Annotated in this window: 20 protein-coding genes and 1 other annotated feature; of the genes, 13 read left to right on the top strand and 7 right to left on the bottom strand. The window is 50.4% G+C overall.

The window, feature by feature from the left end; genetic code table 11:
* Window positions 1–157: 157 nt before the first annotated feature.
* Together DYA43_RS11445 and gltB are read right to left on the bottom strand one after the other, a co-directional pair.
* On the bottom strand, window positions 158–1,627 hold the full coding sequence (locus tag DYA43_RS11445; RefSeq protein ID WP_055452685.1) for a glutamate synthase subunit beta: 1,470 nt from the start codon (window positions 1,625–1,627) through the stop codon (window positions 158–160).
* Window positions 1,627–6,162, bottom strand: coding sequence for a glutamate synthase large subunit (gene gltB, locus DYA43_RS11440; protein WP_061056859.1), 4,536 nt, complete (start codon window positions 6,160–6,162; stop codon window positions 1,627–1,629). The genes DYA43_RS11445 and gltB overlap by 1 nt, the downstream gene beginning before the upstream one ends.
* A 534-nt stretch (window positions 6,163–6,696) precedes the next feature.
* Here gltB and mnmL point away from each other — a divergent pair.
* The 4 genes from mnmL to DYA43_RS11420 all read left to right on the top strand — a co-directional run bounded on the left by mnmL (window position 6,697) and on the right by DYA43_RS11420 (window position 12,352).
* Window positions 6,697–7,629, top strand: a complete 933-nt coding sequence (gene mnmL, locus DYA43_RS11435; protein ID WP_024373859.1) for a tRNA modification radical SAM protein MnmL/YtqA — start codon at window positions 6,697–6,699, stop codon at window positions 7,627–7,629.
* Window positions 7,630–7,704: 75 nt separating this feature from the next.
* Window positions 7,705–9,456: a sensor domain-containing diguanylate cyclase gene (locus DYA43_RS11430; protein WP_020429758.1), complete on the top strand. Its 1,752-nt coding sequence runs from the start codon at window positions 7,705–7,707 to the stop codon at window positions 9,454–9,456.
* A gap of 102 nt (window positions 9,457–9,558) precedes the next feature.
* The gene (gene arcB, locus DYA43_RS11425; protein WP_061056858.1) at window positions 9,559–11,904 is read left to right on the top strand and encodes an aerobic respiration two-component sensor histidine kinase ArcB; all 2,346 of its coding nucleotides are present in this window, start codon (window positions 9,559–9,561) and stop codon (window positions 11,902–11,904) included.
* 1 nt (window position 11,905) lies between these two features.
* Window positions 11,906–12,352: a hypothetical protein gene (locus DYA43_RS11420; protein ID WP_020330517.1), complete on the top strand. Its 447-nt coding sequence runs from the start codon at window positions 11,906–11,908 to the stop codon at window positions 12,350–12,352.
* A 66-nt stretch (window positions 12,353–12,418) separates the two neighbouring features.
* On the opposite strand, the gene arcA is transcribed toward DYA43_RS11420, so the two are convergent.
* Window positions 12,419–13,135 carry a two-component system response regulator ArcA gene (arcA, locus tag DYA43_RS11415; RefSeq protein WP_004724146.1) on the bottom strand — a complete coding sequence of 239 codons (717 nt, stop codon included), beginning with the start codon at window positions 13,133–13,135 and terminating at the stop codon, window positions 12,419–12,421.
* 319 nt (window positions 13,136–13,454) lie between these two features.
* On the opposite strand from arcA, the gene DYA43_RS11405 reads away from it, so the two are divergent.
* Window positions 13,455–13,844, top strand: a complete 390-nt coding sequence (locus DYA43_RS11405) for a DUF3293 domain-containing protein (protein WP_024373855.1) — start codon at window positions 13,455–13,457, stop codon at window positions 13,842–13,844.
* Window positions 13,845–13,872: 28 nt separating this feature from the next.
* Window positions 13,873–14,358 (top strand): putative 4-hydroxy-4-methyl-2-oxoglutarate aldolase, encoded by a 486-nt coding sequence (locus DYA43_RS11400; protein WP_024373854.1) that lies wholly within the window; start codon window positions 13,873–13,875, stop codon window positions 14,356–14,358.
* Here DYA43_RS11400 and DYA43_RS11395 read toward each other — a convergent pair.
* Complete coding sequence (locus DYA43_RS11395) at window positions 14,355–14,816, bottom strand: hypothetical protein (protein ID WP_020429765.1); 462 nt, start codon at window positions 14,814–14,816, stop codon at window positions 14,355–14,357. The genes DYA43_RS11400 and DYA43_RS11395 overlap by 4 nt on opposite strands.
* A 299-nt stretch (window positions 14,817–15,115) precedes the next feature.
* Window positions 15,116–15,235 (top strand) — a sequence feature (Thr leader region).
* A 30-nt stretch (window positions 15,236–15,265) separates the two neighbouring features.
* Here DYA43_RS11395 and thrA point away from each other — a divergent pair.
* From thrA to thrC, 3 genes are read left to right on the top strand one after another with little or no spacing between them, the layout of a single operon-like run.
* Window positions 15,266–17,725: a bifunctional aspartate kinase/homoserine dehydrogenase I gene (gene thrA / locus DYA43_RS11385; RefSeq protein ID WP_020330522.1), complete on the top strand. Its 2,460-nt coding sequence runs from the start codon at window positions 15,266–15,268 to the stop codon at window positions 17,723–17,725.
* A gap of 18 nt (window positions 17,726–17,743) precedes the next feature.
* The gene (thrB, locus tag DYA43_RS11380) at window positions 17,744–18,700 is read left to right on the top strand and encodes a homoserine kinase (protein ID WP_020330523.1); all 957 of its coding nucleotides are present in this window, start codon (window positions 17,744–17,746) and stop codon (window positions 18,698–18,700) included.
* Window positions 18,697–19,980 carry a threonine synthase gene (gene thrC, locus DYA43_RS11375; RefSeq protein ID WP_061056857.1) on the top strand — a complete coding sequence of 428 codons (1,284 nt, stop codon included), beginning with the start codon at window positions 18,697–18,699 and terminating at the stop codon, window positions 19,978–19,980. The genes thrB and thrC overlap by 4 nt, the downstream gene beginning before the upstream one ends.
* Before the next feature lie 113 nt (window positions 19,981–20,093).
* Here the strand turns inward: thrC and grcA are convergent, their stop codons facing one another.
* Window positions 20,094–20,471: an autonomous glycyl radical cofactor GrcA gene (gene grcA / locus DYA43_RS11370; RefSeq protein ID WP_020330525.1), complete on the bottom strand. Its 378-nt coding sequence runs from the start codon at window positions 20,469–20,471 to the stop codon at window positions 20,094–20,096.
* Between the two features lie 325 nt (window positions 20,472–20,796).
* Here grcA and nfo point away from each other — a divergent pair, with 325 nt between their 5' ends.
* Entirely contained in the window at window positions 20,797–21,675 is an 879-nt protein-coding gene (gene nfo, locus DYA43_RS11365; RefSeq protein ID WP_061056856.1) for a deoxyribonuclease IV, read from the top strand.
* Window positions 21,676–21,778: 103 nt separating this feature from the next.
* Here nfo and DYA43_RS22960 read toward each other — a convergent pair whose 3' ends face one another.
* Window positions 21,779–21,967, bottom strand: coding sequence for a hypothetical protein (locus DYA43_RS22960; protein ID WP_020330527.1), 189 nt, complete (start codon window positions 21,965–21,967; stop codon window positions 21,779–21,781).
* 16 nt (window positions 21,968–21,983) lie between these two features.
* On the opposite strand from DYA43_RS22960, the gene ung reads away from it, so the two are divergent.
* Window positions 21,984–22,661: a uracil-DNA glycosylase gene (ung, locus tag DYA43_RS11360; protein ID WP_044362114.1), complete on the top strand. Its 678-nt coding sequence runs from the start codon at window positions 21,984–21,986 to the stop codon at window positions 22,659–22,661.
* 91 nt (window positions 22,662–22,752) lie between these two features.
* Window positions 22,753–23,304, top strand: a complete 552-nt coding sequence (locus DYA43_RS11355) for a hemerythrin domain-containing protein (protein WP_020330529.1) — start codon at window positions 22,753–22,755, stop codon at window positions 23,302–23,304.
* Between the two features lie 50 nt (window positions 23,305–23,354).
* Here the strand turns inward: DYA43_RS11355 and DYA43_RS11350 are convergent, their stop codons facing one another.
* Entirely contained in the window at window positions 23,355–23,534 is a 180-nt protein-coding gene (locus DYA43_RS11350) for a DUF3545 family protein (protein WP_020330530.1), read from the bottom strand.
* Window positions 23,535–24,229: 695 nt separating this feature from the next.
* Here DYA43_RS11350 and DYA43_RS11345 point away from each other — a divergent pair.
* The gene (locus DYA43_RS11345) at window positions 24,230–25,660 is read left to right on the top strand and encodes an alanine/glycine:cation symporter family protein (RefSeq protein ID WP_032081785.1); all 1,431 of its coding nucleotides are present in this window, start codon (window positions 24,230–24,232) and stop codon (window positions 25,658–25,660) included.
* Window positions 25,661–25,712 lie beyond the last annotated feature (52 nt).

The following is a 25,712-nucleotide window of genomic DNA, read 5'->3' as shown; positions in this document are numbered from 1 at the left end:
GTTACAGCTTTTTAACATTTAACTCTCGTCAGATGAGAAACAGAGAAAAAAGGCTAGCGGGAGCGCTAGCCAAATAGGAACAGTTTGGAAGGAATTTGTTGTGTCTACACCAAAGTTCCTAGGGATATGCTCTCTAGGAACCTTGTTGTATAGACCTTTATGCTGAAAGCATTAAAGAGTCGGCTTTTGCTTCGAGATGGGTATTGCCCATCAGGTATTCATCCACGGCTCGCGCGGACTCGCGGCCTTCGTTGATGCAGCGTACCACCAGTGATTGACCTGTGCGCATATCACCTGCGGCAAACACCCCTTTTTGGTTGGTCGCAAAGTTTTGTGTGGCCACATTACCGCGCTCATCCAGTTTGATGTCGAGCTGAGCCAAGACACCATGTGGTTCCGGATGCAGGAAGCCCATCGCCAGAAATGCCATGTCACACGGAATGACTCGCTCGCTGCCCGCCACTTCCTCGAAACTCGGACGTTCACCCGCCGCTGCTTCTTTCCAGACGATATCGGCAATGCGCAGACCGGTGACCTCACCTTTGTCGTTGCCAATAAACTCTTTGGTCAGAATGTTCCAGTGACGCTCGCAGCCTTCTTCGTGGGAGGTCGACGTACGCAGAATCATGGGATATTGCGGCCAAGGCATGTTCGCCGGGCGTTTGTCTGCTGGCATGGGCATGATTTCCACCTGAGTGATGCTCGCCGCGCCGTGGCGGTTTGAGGTGCCGACACAGTCAGACCCGGTGTCGCCACCGCCAATCACCACCACGTGTTTGCCTTTGGCATGGATCTCGTCGGTTTTGAGATCCATGTTGTTGGCACGGCGGTTGTTTTGTGCCAGGAACTGCATCGCAAAATACACACCGCTTAGCTCACGGCCCGGAATGGGCAGGTTGCGTGGTACGGTGGATCCGCCCGTCAGCAGCACGGCATCGAACTCCTGACGCAGTTGCTGGGCGTTGATGTCGACGCCGACATGCGAATTGACTTCAAATTTCACGCCCGCTTCGGCCATCAGGTTGATCTTGCGATCAATCACATCCATGCTCAGTTTGAAATCCGGAATCCCAAAACGAAGCAGGCCGCCGACTTTCTCATCGCGCTCAAACACGGTCACAGTGTGACCCGCGCTGTTGAGCTGCTCTGCGGCAGCTAACCCTGCCGGGCCAGAGCCAATAATGGCGATCGATTTACCGGTGCGAGTGCGCGGCGTTTTCGGCTTGGCATAGCCGTCTTGGTACGCGCGCTCAACGATGGTTTTTTCGATATTACAAATGGTGATCGGATCCTGATTGATACCCAGCACACACGCGCTTTCACACGGCGCCGGACAAACACGACCGGTAAACTCCGGGAAGTTGTTGGTCGAACTCAGGATGTGCCACGCTTCTTCCCAGCTTTCACGATACACCGCATCGTTGAACTCTGGAATGATGTTGCCAATCGGGCAGCCGTTATGACAAAACGGTACGCCACAATCCATGCAACGCGACGCTTGTTGGTTGATTTTGTTACCAAACTCGGCGTTGAGAACAAACTCTTTGTTGTTCTTGATGCGCTCTTTCGGGTCGATCTTCTTCGGTAGTTCACGACCAAATTCTAAAAATCCAGTAGGCTTACCCATTACACTGCCTCCGCTTCTGCCGCTGCTGCTTCCTGACGCTTCTGAAGTACCGCTTTGTAATCACGCGGCATCACCTTCACCATATCGGCAAGGCTGGCTTCAAAGTTGTCGAGGAAAGACTGTGCCACTTCACTTCCTGTGAACTGAACGTGTTTGGTGAGCATCTCTTTGAGCAGAGTTTTGTCCTCTGTTTCAATTGGATCGAGATCCACCAGTTCAGGGTTGAGTTTCGATTCGAAGTCACCCGACTTATTCCAGACGTAGGCGGTACCGCCGCTCATGCCTGCCGCAAAGTTGCGACCGGTTGCACCAAGGATCACGGCCACGCCGCCCGTCATGTATTCACAGCCATGGTCGCCCACGCCTTCTACCACGACTTTGGCGCCGGAGTTACGTACACAGAAACGCTCGCCCGCCAGACCACGAATGTAAGATTCGCCAGACGTCGCACCGTAAAAACAGACGTTACCGACGACGATGTTGTCTTCGGCAATCAGGCTGGAATTGCGGTTCGGGTAGAGTACCAGCGTACCGCCGGACAACCCTTTACCCCAGTAGTCGTTCGCATCGCCTTCGACTTCAAACTTCACGCCTTTTGCCAGGAACGCCCCAAACGATTGTCCGGCGCTGCCGTTGAACTTGACCTGCATTGGCTGCGGCAGACCTTGGTCCTGGTAGACTTTGGAGATCTCGTTCGACAGCATAGTGCCGGTACTGCGGTCGGTGTTGATGATCGGGAATTGTGCATTCACCGCTTCACCTTTCTCCAGCGCCGGTTTGGCGACTTCGATCAATTGGCGATCCAGCACGCTTTCCAGATTATGGTTCTGCTGTGTCTGACAGTAGATACCATCGGCTTCACGAGGAGGCTCAAGGAACAGTACCGGAGACAGATCCAGATTCTTGTATTTCCAATGACCGACATCGTCGCGCAGTTTCAGTTTGTGCGCCTGACCAACCATCTCATTGATGGTACGGAAACCCAGTTCCGCCATAATTTCACGCAGACCTTGCGCCATGTACTGGAAGAAGGTCACCACGTCATCCACGCGGCCGTCAAAGCGTTCACGTAGCGTTTTGTTCTGTGTTGCAATGCCGACCGGGCAGGTGTTCTTATGACACTTACGCATCATGATACAACCTTCAACTACCAGGGCAGCGGTAGCCACGCCCCATTCTTCGGCGCCCAGCAGCGTCGCAATCGCGATGTCGCGTGGGGTTTTCATCTGACCATCCGCTTGCACGACGATACGGTTACGCAGGCCGTTTTTCAGCAGTGTCTGATGCGTTTCGGCCAGACCCAGTTCCCACGGCAGACCCGTGTGACGAATCGACGAAATCGGTGAGGCCCCCGTGCCGCCATCGTGCCCGGCGATCAGTACCACATCCGCTTTCGCTTTGGCGACCCCGGATGCGATGGTGCCGACCCCCGCTTCCGAGACCAGTTTGACGTTCACGCGGCCTTTGCGGTTGGCGTTTTTCAAGTCAAAGATCAGCTGCGCCAAGTCTTCAATGGAGTAGATGTCGTGGTGCGGTGGTGGCGAAATCAGGCCGACCCCCGGCGTGGAGTGACGCGTTGCGCCGATCCAGTCATCGACTTTGTCGCCCGGCAACTGACCCCCTTCGCCCGGCTTCGCGCCCTGAGCCATCTTGATCTGAATTTCTTCCGAGTTAGTGAGGTAGTAAGACGTCACACCAAAGCGGCCGGAAGCCACCTGTTTGATCGCCGAACGTTCCCAGTCACCATTCTCTTTTGGCAGGAAGCGCATTGGGTCTTCGCCGCCTTCGCCTGAGTTTGATTTCGCGCCCAGACGGTTCATTGCGACCGCCAATGTGGAGTGCGCTTCATAAGAAATCGAACCAAACGACATCGCACCCGTGGCAAAGCGTTTAACGATGCTGTCAATTGACTCTACTTCTTCAATTGGAATCGAGCCGGCCGGATTTTTCACAAAGTCGAGCTGACTGCGCAGAGTGACGGCTTTGTCGCCTTGTCTGTCCACCGCGGCGGCGTATTTCTTGAACTCCTGGAAGTCCTTGTTGCGCGTCGAGTGTTGCAGCAGGTGAATGGTTTCTGGGTTGAACAGGTGTTTTTCACCACGCTGTTTCCACTGATACACACCGCCGACATCCAGCACTTGTAGCGGAATTTCACGTGTTGGGTAACCGATGCGGTGACGCACGCCAACTTCTTTGGCGATGTCATCCAGCGTCATGCCCTGAATGCGGGTGATGGTGCCGGTAAAGTATTTATCGACCACCGCTTTGCTGATCCCCAGCGCTTCAAAGATTTGCGCGCCATGGTAGGACTGCAGGGTTGAAATCCCCATTTTTGAGAAGATTTTCAGCAGGCCGGCATTGATGCCTTTGCGGTAGTTTTCGAAGTATTTGTCGACCGGAATCTCGGCATCCAGTTTGTTGCGGCGTTTCAGATCGAAAATGGTTTCCGTGACCAGATACGGGTTGACCGCGTTGGCCCCGTAACCGACCAGTGTCGCAAAGTGGTGCGTTTCACGCGCATCGCCGGTTTCAACCACAATGCCACACTTCGAGCGCAGACCTTTGCGGATCAGGTGATGGTGTACCGCGCCCACAGCCAGCATGGCAGGAATCGCAGCGTGGTTGGAGTTCACCGCGCGGTCGGTCAGCAGAATGATCGAGTAACCGTCGATGACCGCATCTTCCGCGTATTGGCAGATGCGTTTCAGAGCACGTTCGAGTTTGCCCGGTTCGCCGCTGGCCTGGAATACGATATCCAGCGTTTTGGCTTGTAGGTGTTCGTTATCGATCGCACGCAGTTTTTCCAGCTCAGCGTTGGAAATCACGGGCGATTCGAGTTCCACTTTACGGCAGTGCGCAGGCGTTTCAGCGAGCAGGTTTTGATCTCGGCCGATGTAGGTGTTGAGTGACATCACCATGCGTTCGCGAATCGGGTCGATCGGCGGGTTGGTCACCTGAGCAAACAGCTGCTTGAAGTAGTTGGACAGATGCTGGGACTGGTGCGACAGCACGGCCACAGGCCAGTCTGCGCCCATGGAACCGAGCGGTTCATAACCGGTTTGCGCCAGTGTGAGAATGATGTCGTTCACTTCTTCGCTGCTGACCCCAAAGGCTTGCTGACGGTGCAGCAGGCGTTCTGGTGAAGGCTGGCTGTGCACGTTATCGGCGTCAGGCAGCTTCTTCAGGCTCAGCAGGTTATCTTCCACCCATTTTTCATAGGGCTGGGCGTTGGCAATGCCATCTTTCACTTCTTCATCAGAAATGATGCGGCCTTGTTCCAAATCCGCCACAAAGATACGACCCGGTTGCAAACGGCCACGGTATTCAACGTTTTCCGGTGCAATTTCCACCACGCCCGACTCGGACGCCATGATGAGAAAATCGTCTTTCGTCACCGTATAGCGAGACGGGCGCAGACCGTTGCGGTCAAGCGTTGCACCCACTTGCACGCCATCGGTAAAGCAGACAGACGCAGGGCCATCCCACGGTTCCATCACGCTGGCGTGGTATTGGTAGAACGCACGGCGTTTCGGATCCATGGCTTTGTTTTCTTGCCACGCTTCCGGAATCATCATCATCAGGGCATGTGGCAGGCTGCGGCCAGAGAGCACCAAAAGCTCAAGCACCATGTCGAAGTTGGCGGAGTCGGACGCGCCTTCCTGGCATACCGGCAGCAACATATCGATTTCGGCTTGAGTAAATAAATTCGATTGCAGGATCGCCTCGCGCGCCTTCATCCAGTTCAGGTTGCCGCGTACCGTGTTGATTTCACCGTTGTGCGCAATGTAACGGAAAGGCTGGGCCAGACGCCATTTCGGGAATGTGTTGGTGGAGAAACGCGAGTGTACCAGTGCCAGCGCCGTCACCATGGTCGGATTCTGCAGATCCAGGAAATATTGCGGTACTTGCTCGGTCGTCAACTGGCCTTTGTAGACCAGCGTTTTGTACGACAGCGAGTTGATGTAGAAGTCATCACCGATGTTCGACACGCTTTCGAGACAAACGCGGACGGTGTAATTACGCAAAACGTACAGTTTACGTTCCAGCTCGTCGGCACTCATGCCCGGACCGCCGGAAATAAATACGTGTTCAAATTGAGGCTCAGTGCTTAATGGATCCGCACCCAGCATACTGTTGTCGGTTGGCAATACGCGGTAGCCAATCACGTCCAGATCAAGACGTTTAGCATTGCGTTCTAAAATGTCGCGACATTGCGCGCGTTTGTGCTCATCTTTAGGAAACAGCACCACACCGACGCCGTATTTATCGAACGCTGGCAATTTGATGCCCAGCTTAACGGCTTCTTCCAACAGAAATTCGTGTGGCTTTTGCAGCAGAATACCCGCACCGTCACCACTGCAAGGGTCACAGCCCTGACCGCCGCGGTGTTCCATACGTGCCAGCATGTCCAGTGCCTGAGTCACGACTTGGTGAGATTTGCGGTTCTTAAGGTGAGCAACAAAACCGATACCACAAGCATCATGCTCGAGTTCCGGAGTGTAAAGACCTCGCGAACTTTGCTCTCTATCTACCATAGATACATCCTTCCAGTTCAAGCGGACACAATTAAGCCAAGGCAAGCCCCAGCTCTGTATCCCGTCCTTTATTGTTATGAATCTAAACCTGCCAATGGTGGCGGGTTCGCTTCCTTTCCGTCTCTCACAGGAAAAATTTTGTGAGAAAAACAATCCTTAGTGATATCCCTTTTGTCAGGCCACTTTTCTAGTGGTTTATATAGGTAGGAGCGGAATATCACCGACGTTTCGCAGAGTTTTTTGTAATAAATCAATCAAAAATCAGTGCAAAACTGTAAGTATCCTACAATTTTGTTGCACGAAAATGCAACGAAAAGTCTGGGTTTTTTATGGGCTTTTTTTGTTTGCAAATGCATAACTTGTTTAACATTTGTAAAACATTAAGGGTTAAATGCTGTTTTTATGAATGTTTATTGATTTTGATTAGAGATGTCTGCGTTTCATACACCTAAAATTTGTGACTAAATTTTGTAATTGTGTAATTTAATTACATTTTGTAATTGAGAAGTATTTGTATTTATTTGGGATGTCGCCATGCAGTTACATGAGCTAGTGAATACGATTGGACAAGATCTCCAGCGACGCTACGGAGAGCGTGTACATAAGTTGACCTTACATGGTGGATTCAGTTGCCCGAATCGTGATGGCACCATCGGCCGTGGGGGCTGTACCTTCTGCAATGTGGCGTCGTTTGCCGATGAACAGAGCCAAGCCAAAAGTATTGAAGACCAACTGAAAGATCGTGCGGGTGAAGTGCAGCGGGCGAAGAAGTATCTGGCCTATTTTCAGGCTTATACCAGCACCTATGCCGAAGTTCAGGTGCTGAAAAACATGTATGAACAAGCACTCAAAGCCGCCGATATTGTCGGCTTGTGTGTCGGGACGCGCCCGGACTGCGTCCCGGATGCCGTGCTGGAATTACTCGCGGAATACGTGCAACAAGGGTTTGAAATCTGGCTTGAACTCGGTTTGCAGACCGCAAATGATCGTACGCTTAAACGCATCAACCGCGGCCACGATTTTGCCTGTTACGCCGACATCACCCGCCGTGCCCGCGCGCTGGGAATCAAAGTCTGTACTCATCTGATTGTCGGGTTACCGAAAGAGGGCAGGGATGACAATATCGCCACGCTGGAACAGGTGCTGACGATTGGTACCGACGGGATCAAATTACACGGCCTGCATATCGTCGAAGGCAGTACCATGGCCAAAGCGTGGCGAGCCGGAAAACTGGAAGCGCCGACATTAGAAGATTATGTCGCGATTGCCAGTGAAATGATTCAACGTACACCGCCAGAAGTGGTCTTTCATCGCGTGACATCTGCTGCGAGGCGGCCAACGTTGCTGTCGCCGCTATGGTGCGAGAACCGCTGGCTGGCGATGACCGAGATTGGACGCCGACTGGATCGTGACGGCGCTCAAGGATCCTTAATCGGACGGCCGTTTCAATATCACTCGCTCGAATAGTTGCAGACCATAAACCGAGAAACTGTTATCTTTTGCCCACTCAATAATCGGTAATGATTGAAGGTTTTCATCAGCATGGATCAACTGCAGTGGGCTGCGACTGGATTTATGGAACACTGGGGCTGGTTTGTCGCGTTGTTTGCGACGATGAGCGCAGGTTTCCTTTATCTTTACCGCCGTCAGCAGCGGCATCTGGTGTTGCTGATGGCAAGTTCGCCCGCTGCCCTGTTGTTGTTTCAGGCGCAGAAAGGCGAACTGATGTTCGCCAACCTGGCTGCGTATTCATTGTTCGGCATTCGCCGGGTTGGGAAAAATTTCTTTTTCCCTCCTCATCTTTCTTCTGAACAGTTGCAGTTACTGCTCAACACGATTGCCAATTGCGCGGAAAAGCGGATTGCCGCTGTGATTGAGTGGCCGATGCCCGGCAGCGCTTCACACCATATCGAACTTTCCGCACGCGCGACCCATTACCGGGGGCGTAAAGTCTGGCTGGTGAACGCGGTGGTTTATCATCACTCTGCGTTCGAACAGCAACACGAACTCAACTCTCTCTCTATTGCCAAGACCGCTCTCGATTCACTGTCGGAACTTATTTACGTCAAAGACTTAAGTGGTCAACGCATCGCGACCAACCGTGCGTTCGACCAGTTTTGGCTGGGCAGAGAAGAGGAAGGCAGCGAAGTCTTTTCCGGCATCATGAAAGGACGCGCCAGTCAACAGCGCTGGACCACCACGCCGGATGGCCGCAGTTGCCTGCTGGAAACGTATCAGTCTGTGCTGATGTCGCCGCGCGGCGATCATCTGGGCGTGTTGGGCATCAGTCATGATGTAACCGACTGGCACAACATTCAGCGCAACCTGCGCGATGAGATGGAAAAGCGCAAAGACACCGAAGTGGCACTCGCGCAGCGAGATACGATTCTGCAAAGTATTCTTGATGCCAGCCCGGATTCAATTGGGATCTTCAACGAAAATATGGTTTATCAGGCGTGTAACCGGCCATTTATTGATGCGCTGGGGCTGAGCGATGTCAGTGAACTGATCGGCAAACGCCTGCAGGATGTGGTGCCGGAAAGTGTTTACGCCCGTCTGTCTGAGAGTGACAGTCAGGTGTTGAAAAGTGGCCAATCGCTGCGATATCTGGATAAAGTGGACTATTCCAACGGCCGTCAGGTTTGGTATGACGTGGTCAAATCACCATTTCGCGACCCGATATCCGGAACGCGTGGTGTGCTGATCATGGCGCGTGATGTCTCAGAGCGTTATCTGAGTGAACAGAAGCTGGAAGCGGCCAACCAAGAGCTGGAGCGCCTCAGTTATCTCGACAGCCTCACGCAGGTTGCCAACCGCCGCCGGTTTGATGCGCAGTTGCAGACGTTGTGGCACCTGCATGCCCGCGAAAAGCGCCCGCTCAGCGTGATGTTGTGCGATGTCGACTATTTTAAAGGGTACAACGACAGCTATGGTCACCTGCAGGGGGACGATATTCTTCGTATGGTTGCGCAGGCATTTAATGACGTGATTAATCGCTCGTCCGATTGTGTCGCCCGTTATGGGGGAGAAGAGTTTGCGATTATCCTGCCCAATACCGAACTGGCAGGAGCTCAGTTGGTGGCGCAACGTATTCATGGCCGGATTGCTGAGCTTGCGCTGCCACATCAGAGCTCTGCTGTATCGCCTTATGTTACGGTGAGTATTGGGGTGGTGACCTGTACGCCTCAGGCCGACGATTCGCCGGAGATCATGCTGGCGTGGGCTGACAGTGCGCTGTATCAGGCAAAAGCCAACGGCCGCAATCAGACTTGTGTGCATCCGGTCTCGCTGTGAGCATACTCTTTATTGATTTCTCAATGGCTTGTGACTGGAATGGCTGACGTTCACGTCACAAACACGCTAGACTAACGCCAACGCTTTCCCGTGGAGCTTTGAATGAAACCCATGAAAAATCTCGCCCAGTATTATGTTGATCTGTTGGTTAAGCTGGGCATCCTCCGTTTTTCCATTTTACTGGCACTGGCGCTGGTGGCATTGGCCGTTGTGGTTCAGGTCGGTATTACGCTGGCACTGAAGGGCTTTGTCGACGATATCGATATTGTTCGCTCCGTTTTCTTTGGTCTGCTGATCACCCCGTGGGCGGTCTATTTCCTGTCGGTGGTCGTCGATCAGTTGGAAGAATCGCGTCAACGTCTGTCGAAACTGGTCTCCAAGCTCAAAGACATGCGCTCGCGCGATCAGGAGCTGAACCAAAAACTGCAACAGAACATCGTCAAGCTGAATCAGGAAATTGAAGAGCGGATCAAAGCCGAGGAAGCGCGGGAAGAAGCGATGGTGGATCTCGAAAACGAAGTCTACCAGCGTGAAAAAACGCAGGTTGAGTTGGCTGAGCGCACCGCCTTATTGCGTTCTTTCATCGATGCCTCGCCGGATTTGATTTATTACCGTAACGCGAAAGGTGAATTCTCCGGCTGTAACCGCGCGATGGAAGAGCTGACAGGCAAGCGGGAAAGTGAGCTGGTCGGCCTGACACCATGGGATGTGTATCGTAAAGAGATTGCGCAGTCGATTGTGGAAACAGACCAGCAGGTGTTCAACAACAACCGTTCTCTCACCTATGAACAGTGGCTGGAATATCCGGATGGGCGTAAAAACTACTTCGAACTGCGCAAAGTGCCGTTTTACAGCAAAGAAGGCCGCCATCTCGGCCTGGTCGGCTTTGGACGTGACATCACAGAGCGCAAGCGTCATGAAGAGTCGCTGGAAAAAGCCAGCCGCGACAAAACCACCTTTATTTCGACCATCAGTCACGAGCTGCGCACGCCGCTCAACGGCATTGTGGGCCTGAGCCGTATGCTGCTCGACACGCAACTCGATCCCGAGCAGCGCAAACACATGCAGACGATCAACGTCAGCGCGGTCACGCTTGGTAACATCTTCAACGATATTATCGACATGGATAAGTTTGACCGCCGCAAACTGGAGCTTTTCCCGGCACCGCTTAATTTCGAAGAATTTGTCGCTGAACTGGAAAGTCTGTCGGCGTTGATGGCTGAGCAAAAAGGCCTGCGTTTTGATCTCGAACGTCTGACCGATTTACCTACGCTGGTGGAAGTGGATGCCACCCGCTTGCGTCAGGTGTTGTGGAACCTGATTAGTAATGCCATGAAGTTCACCAAAGAAGGTGGCGTGGTCATGACCGTAAGTGCGGATATTGAAGATGGCTTTGCCAATATCGTGATGGACATTGAGGATACCGGGATCGGTATTCCAGAATCGGAACTCGATAAGATCTTCGCCATGTATTATCAGGTTAAATCGGGCAAAGATAACTTACACGCGGTAGGTACCGGTATTGGTCTCGCGGTATCTCGCCAGTTGATCAATCTGATGGGCGGCGATATCAGCGTCAGCAGTGAGGAAGGCTTTGGGAGTACCTTTACTGTAACCATTTGCGTGCCGCTGGCCGAAGTGAGCCAGACGCTGCCAAGCCCGGTCGAACAGAAGAGTCTCAACATCTTCATGGTGGAAGATATTGAACTCAATATTACCGTTGCCCGTTCGCTGCTGGAGAGTTTAGGCCATACCGTATCGGTGGCAATGACTGGTGAAGAGGCGAAAGCGAAGTTTGCACCAGACCTTTACGATCTGGTCTTCCTCGATATTCAGCTGCCAGACATGACCGGTTTTGATATTGCTCAGTACTACCGAGAAAACTACGATCATCTGCCGCCTTTGGTCGCGCTGACAGCCAATGTCCTGAAAGACAAAGGGGAATATCAGCGCCAAGGTATGGACGATGTGATCAGCAAACCGTTGTCAGTACAGGCGGTGCAGGACGTGATCAACAAAACGGTCCATAAGATTGATAAACCGAATGTGTCGGTTGTCTCGGCGCAACCTGAACAGTCCGACAGCAATGATGAGTTGTATCAGCGCTTGCTCGATCTGCCGATGCTTGAGTCTTATATCGACATCGTTGGCCCCAAACCCGTGCTGGACAGCATAGACATGTTTGCGGATATGATGCCAAGCTATATTGAAGTGCTGGATTCCAATATGGTTGCGAAAGATCAAGACGGTATCGTTTCTGAAGCGCACAAAATCAAAGGGGCGGCGGGGTCTATTGGTCTGAAACACATTCAAAGTGTGGCGCAAAAAGCGCAAACGCCAGATGCACCGGCTTGGTGGGAGAATATCGGCGACTGGGTCGATGAAATTAAAAATGAATACCAGAATGATATTCTGGTGTTGAAACAGTGGTTAGCTCAGAGGAAATAACATGAAAAAGTGGCTTTTGGTCTTGGTGAGCGCGGTATTGACCGCTTGTTCAACTCACGCCGTCAACTGGCAGCACAGTAATCTGGCGATGTTCTCGGAAACGGCGATTCAGCTCAAAAGTAACCTCTGGACCGATCAAATGCCGAAGGTGGGCGAGGATGTCGATAGCCAGAACCTTAATGGTACGCTGACGCTGGAGACATCCGGGCAGCTACCCGCCGATTTAACCGTCAGTTCCGTGGTCATCAAACAAGGTGAAAAAGTTTGGTCCATCGATGGTGACGATGTCGAGCTTCGTACCCAGAGTGAAAACATGTGGGAAGTGGTGTTTCAAAGCGACATCGAAGTGGATCTGAATAAGCCGGTGAGTGTGGCACTGGGCTTAAGTGATAGTCAGGGGGAAACCTGGCTGGTGGAACACAAAGTCACGATCGACAAAGTCTACTGAGTGTTTGCTGCATAATAAAAAAGCCTCTGTATGCAGAGGCTTTTTTGTATTCGTTACCATGAAAGATTACTCTTCCAGATCACCACAGAAACGGTAACCTTCGCCGTGAATGGTCGCGATGATTTCCGGTGTACCAGACACAGATTCGAAGTGCTTACGAATGCGACGAATGGTTACGTCAACAGTACGGTCATGAGGTTTCAGCTCACGGCCAGTCATTTTCTTCAGTAGATCCGCACGAGTCTGGATCTTGCCTGGGTTTTCACAGAAGTGCAGCAGGGCACGAAACTCTGAACGCGGCAGCTTGTAGCTGTCACCGTCAGGGCTGACCAGTGAACGACTGTTGATATCCAGTACCCAACCGTTGAATTCGTATTTCTCAACCGAACGTTTCTCTTCATGCGTGGTGCTGGCGTTCATTGAACGACTTAGCAGGTTACGCGCACGAATGGTCAGTTCACGTGGGTTAAATGGCTTAGTGATGTAATCATCTGCACCGATTTCCAGACCCAGAATCTTGTCGACTTCATTGTCGCGGCCAGTCAGGAACATCAGAGCTACATCTGCTTGTTCGCGAAGTTCGCGAGCCAGCAGCAAGCCATTTTTACCTGGCAGGTTGATATCCATGATCACCAAATTAATTGGGTTGTCGGACAGCACATGGTGCATCTCTTCACCGTTACTGGCCTCAAAAACAGCGTATCCCTCTGCTTCAAAAATACTCTTTAGAGTGTTACGAGTAACCTGCTCGTCTTCAACGATAAGAATCTGCGGGGTTTGCATTGGCGGTACCTAAACTTGTGAAAAAAATGTGCTAATAGAACTCATTCTAGGCAAAAACATAACATACAAGTAATTTTATGTTGATAATAAACCAAAGTTTTTCGAGAAAGTCTCGTCTTTGGTTGCCCGCCATCCATGGATAACACTAGCGATTGAGATCCAACACCTCATTGGTTCTACTAGTCTTTGCAGCGAATTCTATAATGTTAACAGCATGCTAACAACGGCCTGTTGTTAATTCCAACAACTTTGTTGATTTACATCAAGAGTTGAAATGTAACAGATATGAATAGTAATAACGAGTTGTAAAAATACGAGAATGATGACGATCGATGCAAAACTCTGGCAAGCCTATGCAAACGTGCGTTTTGCCTTTGAATCCCCGCTACGCAAGCGTTCTTTCGCGATCATTACCGCATGGAACCCGAAAAGCCAACGGTTGTCGAATAATGAGAATTGCGTAAATAATCAACGTTTACAGCAAGCGTTGATCAACTATGATTGGTCGAAAGTGGTGGTCGGTGACTACAATTTTGATTGGTATGAAGAGAGTTTTGCTGTGTCGATACCTTTAGACACAGCGCTGCAAATGGCCAGAGACTTTGGCCAGAATGCCATTTATTACGTTATTGATGATGAGCTGATGTTGCACTCTTGTGTCGACGATGAGGTGACATCGCTGGGCTCGCTACAAGAAAAACTGACATAACAAGCACAACAAGAATCATGGAGGAATGATGAGAGATATAACACCGGATATTTGTGATCAATATGAATCGCAAGTGACTTTGTTGGAGCTGCCGTTACAAAATTTCGGTATGCGCAGTGCGTTCTGGGGACAAATTGTGACTGTGCGCTGCTACCACGATAACTCAAAGGTTAAAGAAATCCTCAGTCAGAATGGCAAAGGAAAAGTTCTGGTTGTTGATGGACATGGTTCCTGCCAAAAAGCGTTGATGGGCGATCAGATTGCGATTTCTGCGATTGAAAATGAATGGGAAGGGGTGATCATTAATGGCGCTGTGCGTGATGTTGTCGCCATGTCGCAGATGGATTTGGGTATCAAAGCACTCGGCGCTTGTCCGTTCAAAACCGAGAAACGCGGCGCGGGTGACGTCAATGTGACACTGTCGATTCATAATCAGATGATTCAACCGGGCGATTATATTTATGCCGACTGGAATGGAGTGCTGCTTTCACCGGTCGAGTTGGACTTGAGTTAAAAGCGGAAGCCCAACCCCAACTCAATCCCTTGCTGCCACTCCTGATAATCGAGAGTGGCGTGCAAGTCGAGGTTTTCCGTCAGGTGTAAGCGGCTGGAAAGCTCTGCAGCCATCACTTCGCTGCGTTTGTTATCTTCAAAGTTTTTGTTCGCAGTATAGAGCGTACTTTTAACCGAGAAACGATCGCTTATCTTGTAGCTGACACCACTGAGAAAGCCATTTTCACCGCCGTTTAACGATGAATTAACCCGGGCACCGACGTACAAATCCACATCACGAAACACGTTGTACATGTAACCGCCATCCACAATCCAACTGTCAAAGCCCTGACTGCCCGGTTCACTGTAAAGGAATACGCTGTGAGAGGAACGGTTCTGTGCGGAAGGTAACGCGGGAAGTTCGACGGCGTTTGCGGCAAAACCAATACACAGGCAACACATACCAAGAATTTGCTTCATGATACCCTCCTTGTATTGATTATTGGGCGTACGCTTTCCACTGCGGTACCCCTAAGTTAAGCACAAAAATTTTGCACCTGCTGAGCAAAATTGAGCAACGAGTTGTTTTGTTTAACGGATGATTTGATTATTTAATCGTCACTCTATCATATGAATCCAGATGATTTAGCAACTTAGCGGCAAGATTTGAAAGAGATGCGAAAAAAAACAATTTTTTCGTTGACTATTTGCGCAGAAATGAGTTAAACGTAGAGGCACGCAAACACACGAGTTACGCAAGATTTCTATGATTAATAACAGCCTAGTAGTAATGACCACCACCATTATTATTACCGACATTACGCATGTTGGGGCAGGCTGCTGAGCGTAAAAAATTCACAAAAAAGGCCTGTATCCCAACCGATACAGGCCTTTTTTTATACCAATTTTCAGAGAATTTGGAGGAAGGGATGCGAGTATTAAAGTTTGGAGGTTCATCGTTAGCAGATGCTGACCGTTTTTTAAGAGCGGCAGATATCATTGCCAACAATGCACAACAGGAAGAAGTGGCCGTCGTTCTTTCTGCTCCTGGAAAAACAACCAATAAACTGGTTGCGGTGATTGAAAGCGCACTGCGCAATGGCGAAGCCGAGTTACAAATTACCGAGCTGGAAACGTCATTCCAAGTGCTGTTTGAGGACATCAAAGCGGTCCTGCCTGCTATCGATGGCAGCGCATTTGATAACCAGGTTCGCACATCGATGTCTCAGCTGCGTCAGTTTGTCCACGGCATTAACCTGCTTGGTATGTGCCCGGATAATGTCAATGCTCGCATTATCAGCAAAGGAGAGCGCGTTTCCATCCAACTGATGAAAGCCGTCATGGAAGCCAAAGGTCTGGCGGCAAACCTTATTGACCCGGTTAAATACCTGCTGGCAAAAGGTGATTATCTGGAAGCGATGGTCGATGTTGAAGCGTCGACTCAGCACTTCAAGCAAAACCCACTGCCAGCCAATCACGTCAACATCATGCCGGGTTTCACCGCGGGTAACAAAAAAGGTGAACTGGTTTGCCTTGGACGCAATGGTTCGGACTATTCTGCGGCGGTTCTGGCCGCGTGTCTGCGCGCCGAGTGCTGCGAGATCTGGACTGACGTTGACGGGGTTTACAACTGTGACCCGCGCTTGGTTGACGATGCTCGTCTGCTGAAATCCCTGAGTTATCAGGAAGCGATGGAGCTCTCTTATTTCGGTGCGTCCGTCCTGCATCCGAAAACCATCGCACCGATTGCTCAGTTCCACATTCCTTGCCTGATTAAAAACAGCTTCAACCCGCAAGGCCCCGGCACTCTGATCGGTCAGGATACTGGTGAAGATAAGCTGGCAATCAAAGGCATCACCACGCTCAACAATCTCACCATGGTGAACGTTTCCGGTCCGGGCATGAAAGGCATGGTTGGCATGGCGAGCCGAGTATTTGGTGCGATGTCTGCCGCGGGCGTATCGATTGTGCTCATCACTCAGTCGTCCTCTGAATACAGCATCAGCTTCTGTATTGAAGCGGAGCACAAACAACTGGCACAACAAGCGTTGGCGGAAACCTTTGAGCTGGAGCTGAAAGATGGCCTGCTTGAACCGGTCGAATTTATGGAAGATCTGTCGATCATCACACTGGTGGGCGACGGTATGCGCACATCTCGCGGTGTCGCATCGCAGTTCTTTGCCTCGCTGACTGAAGCACACGTTAACATTGTCGCGATTGCACAAGGCTCATCTGAGCGCGCGATCTCTGCAGTGATCCCGGAAGACAAAGTGTCTTCAGCGATCAAGGCGTGTCACGAGAACCTGTTCAACTCGAAACACTTCCTGGATGTGTTTGTGGTGGGCATCGGTGGCGTGGGTGGTGAGTTGGTGGATCAGATCCATCGTCAGCAAGCCAAACTGGCCGATAAAGGCATTGTGATTCGTGTGTGTGGCCTCGCCAACAGTAAAGGGTTGCTGCTTGATAGCGAAGGTCTGCCGCTGGATCACTGGCGCGATCGCATGACTGCTGCGACCGAAGAATTCTCACTGGCGCGTCTGATTGCCCTTGTGCAACGTAACCACATCATTAACCCGGTGCTGGTTGACTGTACGTCGAGCGATGAAATTGCCAGCCAGTATGCAGATTTCCTGGCCGCGGGTTTCCACGTCGTGACACCAAACAAAAAAGCCAACACCGCCAGCATGGCTTACTACTACCAGCTACGCGAAGTTGCGCGTCATTCGCGTCGTAAGTTGATGTACGAAACAACCGTTGGTGCTGGCCTGCCGGTGATCGAAAACCTGCAAAACCTGATTGCGGCAGGTGATGAACTGGAAAAATTCAACGGCATTTTGTCGGGCTCGTTATCGTTTATCTTCGGCAAACTGGATGAAGGATTGTCGTTCAGTCAGGCAACCACGGTCGCGAAAGACAAAGGCTTTACTGAGCCGGATCCGCGTGACGATCTGTCGGGTATGGATGTGGCGCGCAAACTGCTGATCCTGGCGCGTGAATCCGGCATGGTGTTAGAGCTGGATGATGTGATCGTCGAGCAAGCTCTGCCACCGGGTTTTGATGCCTCGGGCAGTGTTGACGAGTTTATGGCGCGTCTGCCGCAAGCGGATGAATACTTTAAGTCGTTGTGCGATAAAGCTGCACAAGAAGGCAAAGTGTTACGTTATGTGGGCGAGATTGCCGATGGTCAGTGCCGCGTGCGCATTGCCATGGTCGATGAAAATGACCCAATGTTCAAAATTAAAGATGGCGAGAACGCGTTGGCGTTCTACAGCCGCTACTACCAACCAATTCCTCTTGTTCTGCGCGGTTACGGCGCAGGGACAGAAGTGACTGCCGCAGGCGTATTCTCTGATGTGATGCGTACTTTAGGCTGGAAATTAGGGGTTTAATCAATGAGTTCAAGTGATATGAGTGTCGTCGTTTATGCACCGGCATCGATCGGTAACGTCAGTGTCGGGTTCGATGTGCTGGGGGCCGCCGTGTCCCCGATCGACGGCACTCTGCTTGGTGACCGCGTGCAGGTCAAAGCGGGCAGCGAACCGTTCACACTGAAAACCGCGGGCAGTTTTGTCTCTAAGCTGCCAACGGATCCGAAAGAAAACATCGTGTACGATTGTTGGACCGTGTTTGCGCGCGAGCTGGATAAAAAGCAAATTGCGCTCAAACCGCTGGAAATGACGTTGGAGAAAAACATGCCGATCGGCTCGGGACTGGGTTCCAGTGCCTGTTCGATCGTCGCTGCACTCGATGCCCTTAACCGCTTCCATGGCCAACCACTGAATGAAACTGAGCTGCTGGCACTGATGGGGGAAATGGAGGGCAAGATCTCCGGTGGTGTGCATTACGACAACGTGGCACCTTGCTATCTGGGCGGCGTACAACTCATGCTGGAAGAACTCGGCATCATCAGTCAGGAAGTGCCGTGTTTTGATGACTGGTACTGGGTGATGGCGTATCCGGGGATCAAAGTATCCACCGCGGAAGCGCGTGCGATTCTGCCTTCTCAATACCGTCGTCAGGATATCATCGCTCACGGACGCTATCTGGCGGGCTTTATTCACGCTTGCCATACCAACCAGCCAGAGCTGGCGGCGAAGATGATCAAAGACGTGATCGCGGAGCCGTATCGTGAGAAACTGCTGCCTGGCTTTGCCGATGCGCGTAAATACGCGGCCTCTGCAGGAGCACTGGCGACCGGGATATCAGGCAGTGGTCCAACGCTGTTTAGCGTATGCAAAGATAAAGATGTCGCAGAGCGTGTCGCTCGTTGGCTTGAACAAAACTACGTCCAAAATGAAGAAGGATTCGTACACATTTGTCGCCTCGACAAGAACGGTTCGAAAGTTACAGGAAGTGAGCTATGAAGCTTTACAACATAAAAGAAAATGATGAACAAGTCTCCTTTGGCCAAGCCGTGCGCCAAGGATTAGGCCGCAACCAAGGCCTGTTTTTCCCGTCGGAATTGCCAAAGTTTGACGACATTGATGCACTGCTGGCGGAAGATTTCGTCTCTCGCAGCACCAAAATTCTGTCTGCGCTGATTGGCGATGAGCTACCGGAAGAAAAAGTGAACGCGATGGTGGATGCGGCCTTCCAATTCCCTGCGCCCATAAAGTCAGTTAAAGACGGCGTTTATGCGCTGGAGCTGTTCCACGGTCCTACGCTGGCGTTTAAAGACTTTGGTGGTCGTTTTATGGCCCAATCTCTGGCAGCGGTTTCTAACGGCGGTAAGATCACCATTCTGACCGCAACATCGGGTGATACCGGTGCGGCGGTTGCCCACGCCTTCTACGGCATGGAAGACATCAATGTGGTGATTCTGTATCCGAAAGGCAAGATCAGCCCATTGCAAGAGAAGCTGTTCTGTACGCTGGGTAAGAACATTCATACTGTGGCCATCAATGGCGACTTCGATGCTTGTCAGGCGTTAGTGAAAAAAGCGTTTGATGATGCTGAGCTGCGTCAGCAGATCGGCCTCAACTCCGCGAATTCTATCAACATCAGCCGCCTGATGGCGCAAATCTGTTACTACTTTGAAGCGGCATCGCAGATGAGCAAGGCAGAGCGCGAGAACCTGGTGATTTCGGTCCCGAGTGGTAACTTCGGTAATCTGACTGCAGGCCTGCTGGCCAAAGCGCTGGGTCTGCCGATCAAACGTTTCATTGCCGCAACGAACGCCAACGACACTGTGCCTCGTTATCTGGAAACCGGTAAATGGGATCCAAAACCGACGGTCGCAACCACATCGAATGCGATGGATGTAAGCCAGCCAAACAACTGGCCACGCATTGAAGAGCTGTGCCGCCTGAAAGATTGGGGCCTGGAAACATTGGGCAAAGGTGCGGTGCTTGATCACGAAAGCGCGCAATCGGTACAAGAGCTCAATGAACTGGGCTATTTGTGTGAACCACATGGCGCGATCGCTTACCGGGTACTCAGCGAGCAACTGAAACCGGGCGAAACCGGTCTGTTCTTGTGTACAGCGCATCCGGCGAAATTCAAAGAAGTCGTCGATGAGATTTTAGGTACGGATATCGAACTGCCCGCGCCGCTCGCCAAACATGCGGTGATGGAGCTGTTGTCAGTTGATCTCGATAATGACTTTGATGCTCTGAAAGCCTTGCTGGTAAAAGTGCAGCCTTAATCGGCCTGATGAATCATGCGGAACCAAGGTTAACTTGAGCTTTGGTTACCGTTGCCAGCAGAGAGAATAAAAAAAGCGGCGCCTTAGGCACCGCTTTTTTCATGCATCTGAGATTATAGCGACTCAGTAAAAGTACGCGCGATAACGTCGCGTTGCTGTTCTGGAGTCAGAGAGTTGAAACGTACCGCGTAGCCTGACACGCGAATGGTCAGCTGTGGGTATTTTTCTGGGTTTGCTACGGCATCTTCCAGAGTTTCACGTTTTAGTACGTTCACGTTCAGGTGTTGGCCACCTTCGATACGAGGCGCCGCTTCAATCGCAACTTCACGGCTTTCGAATTCGCCCAGTTCGTTCAATGCGACAACCTGATCAGCTTCGTAGCCAGCGACTGCAGCAACACAACGCGCTTCATTCGCTTCATTGTCGATTAGCCAAATTGAGTTAAGTAGGTCATCATTAGCGGCTTTAGTAATTTGGATACCTTGGATCATCACTATCTCCTAGTCCACAAACGTGGCAATTATTGGTGTTAATTTTCAAACCTTGTTGAGCTTCGTATTATATAATCAATATCCTTAGAGATAGTATTGATTTAAGTCAAAAAACAACAATAAACCTTATTTTTATCAAGGTAAATAATTTGATTTTGGTCAATAAGTTGTTTAAAAACAAAATAATTACAATTTATTTTAAATATTAAAACAAATTTTAACTGTAGTTTTGTTGTAATTTTACTACAAAACTAGTCGCCAACTTGACTTGGATAACGCAAGATCAGGCAGTTAGGCGGTGGAACTGAAAGTGTAAAGTGATTAAATGACAAACAGTAAAATCGATTTTGGGAAGAAGTTCATCGGCGCACATGTGTCGGCCTCAGGTGGTGTTGATCAGGCACCAGTGCGCGCCAAAGAGATTGGTGCTAATGCGTTTGCACTGTTTACTAAGAATCAACGCCAGTGGGTGGCGAAGCCGCTTGAAGCGGCCACGATTCGTGCCTTTAAAGCGAATTGTCAGCGTTTGGGATTTGCCGCAGAACACATTCTGCCGCACGACTCGTACCTGATTAACCTTGGAGCTCCGGAAGCTGACAAGCTGGAGAAGTCACGCGAAGCATTTATCGATGAAATGCAGCGCTGTCAGCAATTGGGGCTAACGTTACTCAACTTCCATCCGGGTAGCCACCTAAAGCAGGTGAGTGAAGCGGAGTGTCTGCGTACGATTGCGGAATCGATCAATATCGCACATCAGGCCGTTCCTGAGGTGATTGCGGTGATTGAAAACACCGCCGGGCAGGGAACCAACCTCGGGTGGCGTTTTGAGCATCTGGCCGAAATTATTGATCAGGTTGAAGATAAGTCGCGTGTCGGCGTGTGTCTCGATACCTGCCACACGTTTGCTGCGGGTTACGATCTACGCACCCCTGAAGCATGTGAAGCCACGTTTGCCGAGTTCGAGCGCATTGTGGGCATGCACTATTTAAGGGCAATGCATATCAATGACTCAAAGTCTGTTCATGGCAGCCGCGTTGACCGCCACCATTCATTGGGTAAAGGGGAGATCGGCTGGAGCTGCTTTGAATACATCGCAAAAGATCCCCGTTTCAATGGTATCCCATTGATTTTGGAGACAATCGATCCTGATATTTGGGCCGATGAGATCAATGCGTTGCGAGAAATTCATTTGCAGAATTTATAATTCCGACTTAATTCACAATATTGGCATCTTTCTTTCATTACATTTTCATGTAAGTGTCATGTCAGTAAGGATGTCAATATGAACGCACCTAAATCGCTCGCCGTTAACTCAGTCGCTCGTTCTGTGCCACGCATGCCGGTCCCCAATCGTCATGTGAATGGGCAGGGACATCATCGTTCTCCACAACGTAGTCGTCCTCATCATTGATGAGCATGGCCGGAATGCGCACTGAGTCATCACTGATGCCTGACGTCTGAGAAGAAATCAGGGTACAATCGCCCTTATTCTTCAAGTAATAAGGATCTTTTATGACTCAGTCACTGACCTGGCATGACGTTATTGGTGCCGAGAAGCAGCAAGACTATTTTCAGCAGACTCTCGCATTCGTTGAACAACAACGACAGGCGGGCAAGGTAATTTTCCCTCCGGCGAAAGACGTATTTAACGCATTTCGCTTCACGGAATTTAACCAGGTGAAAGTGGTGATTCTCGGCCAAGACCCTTATCACGGGCCTAATCAGGCTCACGGGCTGTGTTTTTCCGTGCAACCCGGCATCAAAACTCCCCCTTCGTTGGTCAACATGTATAAGGAACTGGCACAGGATATTCCTGGCTTTCAGATCCCGAACCATGGCTATCTCAAAAGCTGGGCCGAGCAGGGCGTTTTGCTTCTCAACACCGTACTGACCGTCGAACAAGGTCAAGCGCATTCGCACGCCAATACCGGCTGGGAAACCTTCACTGATCGCGTGATTGATGCTCTCAATCAGAATGGCCAGGGGATTGTGTTTCTGCTGTGGGGCTCGCACGCTCAGAAGAAAGGCCGCATGATCGATCGTCAGCGGCACCATGTGCTGATGGCTCCGCACCCGTCGCCACTTTCTGCCCACCGCGGTTTTTTGGGTTGTCGCCACTTTTCACAAACCAATCAGTTGCTTGAGCAGCAAGGTAAAGCGCCAATCAACTGGCAGCCACAGCTCGACTAATGTGTTAATTGGTGTTTTTTCGACCAGAATCAAAGCGTGTTTTTGAATCCTTATATACACTTACATAAAGTATGTGTAAGGGAGAAACACGATGATGATTGAGAGAATCAGACGCGAGCATGGCTACATGACTCGGCTATTGGCGATACTGCGCGACAAGCTGCAATTGCTTAAAGCCGAACAAGCCATCAATTATAGCTTGGTAAAAGAGATCGTTGATTACCTTGCCAGTCACTCTGAAACCGTCCATCACCCGAAAGAGGACATCATTTACCGCTACTATATGCAGCATTATGGTGAACACCACACGGTGGCCGATCTGGAGAAAGAGCACATGGTGCTTTCCGAGCAGACACATGCTTTCCTCAATATCATTGAGATGATTCTGCAGGATGCGGTTGTGCCGCAAGAGGTGATTATCGAGAAACTGGAAAGCTTTATCAGTGCGCAGCGCCGCCATCTGGAAATGGAAGAGCAGTCCATTCTGCCACTGATCAATCGCACGTTTACCGTTGCCGATTGGCAGAAAGTGGAGTCGCAATGGAACGAAAATGAAGATGATCCGGTGTTTGGTGAGACTATTGCCGAACGTTTTGCTCAGCTGGCCCGCCGAGTGCGGAAAAGCGAATCCGAGTGCACCTGATAGCGCAATGAGATAAATAATAAAAAGGCACCGAGCGGTGCCTTTTTATTTCATAATTTGATGTCGTCAATCTCCAGACAGATATCCATATCGAGAAGCTCTTTCTCCAATCGCTTCTTGTCTCGAATGGCTTCGATCTCTCTCCACATGCGCTTTACCGGTTTCGCTCGGTTGGCGCGGATTTTCGTGATTTCCCTATCCAACAGTTCATCGAAGTGCAAGTCATCCATAATCTAGCCTCATTGTCGTTGTTGTCATTCCATGAGTGCTGTCTAAATAGCACAGTTAGCCGCAGCGTAACTTTGATTTGTTTCTCATTTGTTTCGTTTGGATGAAGCTTTGATGAGTTTTTCAACTGGAATTCACACTTTTCTGACGGAAATTTTGAGTAAAAAATCAGCAATTGAACTGCGCAAACGTTTTTATTGCGTTCGGCAGGTTGTTAAAAAGGTGTTGAAGAGTTCGTGCCAGAATGATTGGGTGGTTATTTTTTGTTCGTTTGATTTCAAAATATGACTTTTTGCTGACAAATTTCCCGGCCTGAACGTCCCATCCCTTTATTCTCAGGGGATGAGATTAAGTTTATGCAATAAGGTTTTTATGGTTGCTTTTTGCTCTAAAATGTTGCGATATGTGTGGTGTTTTGTTCTAATTTTGTGTTGTTTTTGATTGGTTGCGTGTTAATGAATGGTGATTTTATAGTAAAAAATAACAATTAAATGAATTTGATTGCATATTGATTTTTACTACCTCAGGTTGCATTATCCGCCCGTCAAAAAATACGCTGGTTTATTTTGACGGTCATTCTGACCGGCAAAACGACATCAAATGTAACCACAATTCTGATAATTTCGCGGGACGCGAAAGTGCATTTGCCGTGCTGGCTTTAGCTCAGATCAGCGCAATCACTCTACGAGAGGTACTTGTGACAGACTTAATCAATTTAATGAACGATCTGCTTTGGGGATCGATTCTGGTTTATCTTTTAGTGGGTGTAGGTATTTACTTCACTCTACGTTTAGGCTTCATCCAATTCCGTCATTTCGGCCACATGTTCAGCGTGTTGAAGAACAGCCGAAAAGAGGACAATGCTGGTATTTCTTCTTTCCAAGCCCTTTGTACCAGTCTGGCTGCCCGCGTGGGTACCGGTAATATGGCCGGTGTGGCTGTCGCTCTGACCGCTGGTGGTCCGGGTGCTATTTTCTGGATGTGGATGACGGCTTGCCTGGGCATGGCGACCTCTTTTGCGGAAAGTACGCTGGCGCAGCTGTACAAAACCCGCGATAAAGACGGTAACTACCGCGGTGGTCCGGCTTACTACATGGAAAAAGGCCTGGGCATGCGCTGGATGGGCGTGCTGTTCTCTATCTTCCTGATCATTGCATTTGGTCTGGTGTTCAACGCTGTACAAGCGAACTCCATCACTAACGCGATGAACACCGCATTTGGCTACGAACCGCTCTACGTTGGTATTGCGATTGTTCTGCTGTCTGCGTTCGTTATCTTCGGTGGTATCCGTAAGATCGCGCGCACCGCGGAAATCATTGTGCCGTTCATGGCGCTGGCGTACATTGCGATTGCCCTGTTTGTCGTGTTCATGAACCTTGAAAAACTGCCGGCCGTATTCAGCCTGGTGATCAAGAGCGCGTTTGGCTTCCAGCAAGCCGCTGCTGGTGGTTTGGGCTACGCGATTGCCCAGGCGATGATTAACGGTGTGAAACGTGGCCTGTTCTCGAACGAAGCCGGTATGGGTTCTGCGCCAAACGCAGCGGCATCCGCAACTCCATATCCACCACACCCTGCTTCTCAGGGCTACGTGCAGATGCTGGGCGTGTTTGTCGATACGATCGTAATCTGTTCGGCTACCGTTGCTATCATCCTGATGTCGGGTGAATACGTACCACATGGTGAAATTACCGGTATCGAGCTGACACAGCGCGCGCTGAGCTCACAAGTGGGTAGCTGGGGCTCTATTTTCGTGGCGTTTGCGATCTTCTTCTTCGCGTTCACCTCGATCATTGCTAACTATTCGTATGCAGAAACCAACCTGATTTTCCTTGAGCACAACAACAAGAAAGGTCTGGTGGTCTTCCGCCTGATCTTCCTGAGCATGGTGATGTTCGGCTCTCTGGCAACGCTGCCGACCGTTTGGTCAATGGCTGACGTGTCGATGGGTCTGATGGCGATTGTTAACCTGGTAGCGATCCTGTTGCTGTCTGGCATTGTGATTAAGCTGGCGAAAGACTACAACCGCCAGTTGAAAGCGGGCAAAGTGCCGACTTTTGATGCCAATGAATACCCTGAGCTGAAATCTCAGCTGGAAGACGGTATCTGGGACAACAACAAAAAGTCTTAATAGACAGCGTCAATACCAGAGATTGGAAAAGCCATGCAGACAATGCATGGCT

Origin of the sequence: Vibrio fluvialis, from assembly GCF_900460245.1 — a bacterium.
Classification (GTDB): Bacteria; Pseudomonadota; Gammaproteobacteria; order Enterobacterales; family Vibrionaceae; genus Vibrio; species Vibrio fluvialis.
This window is presented reverse-complemented; position numbering and strand designations above follow the sequence as displayed.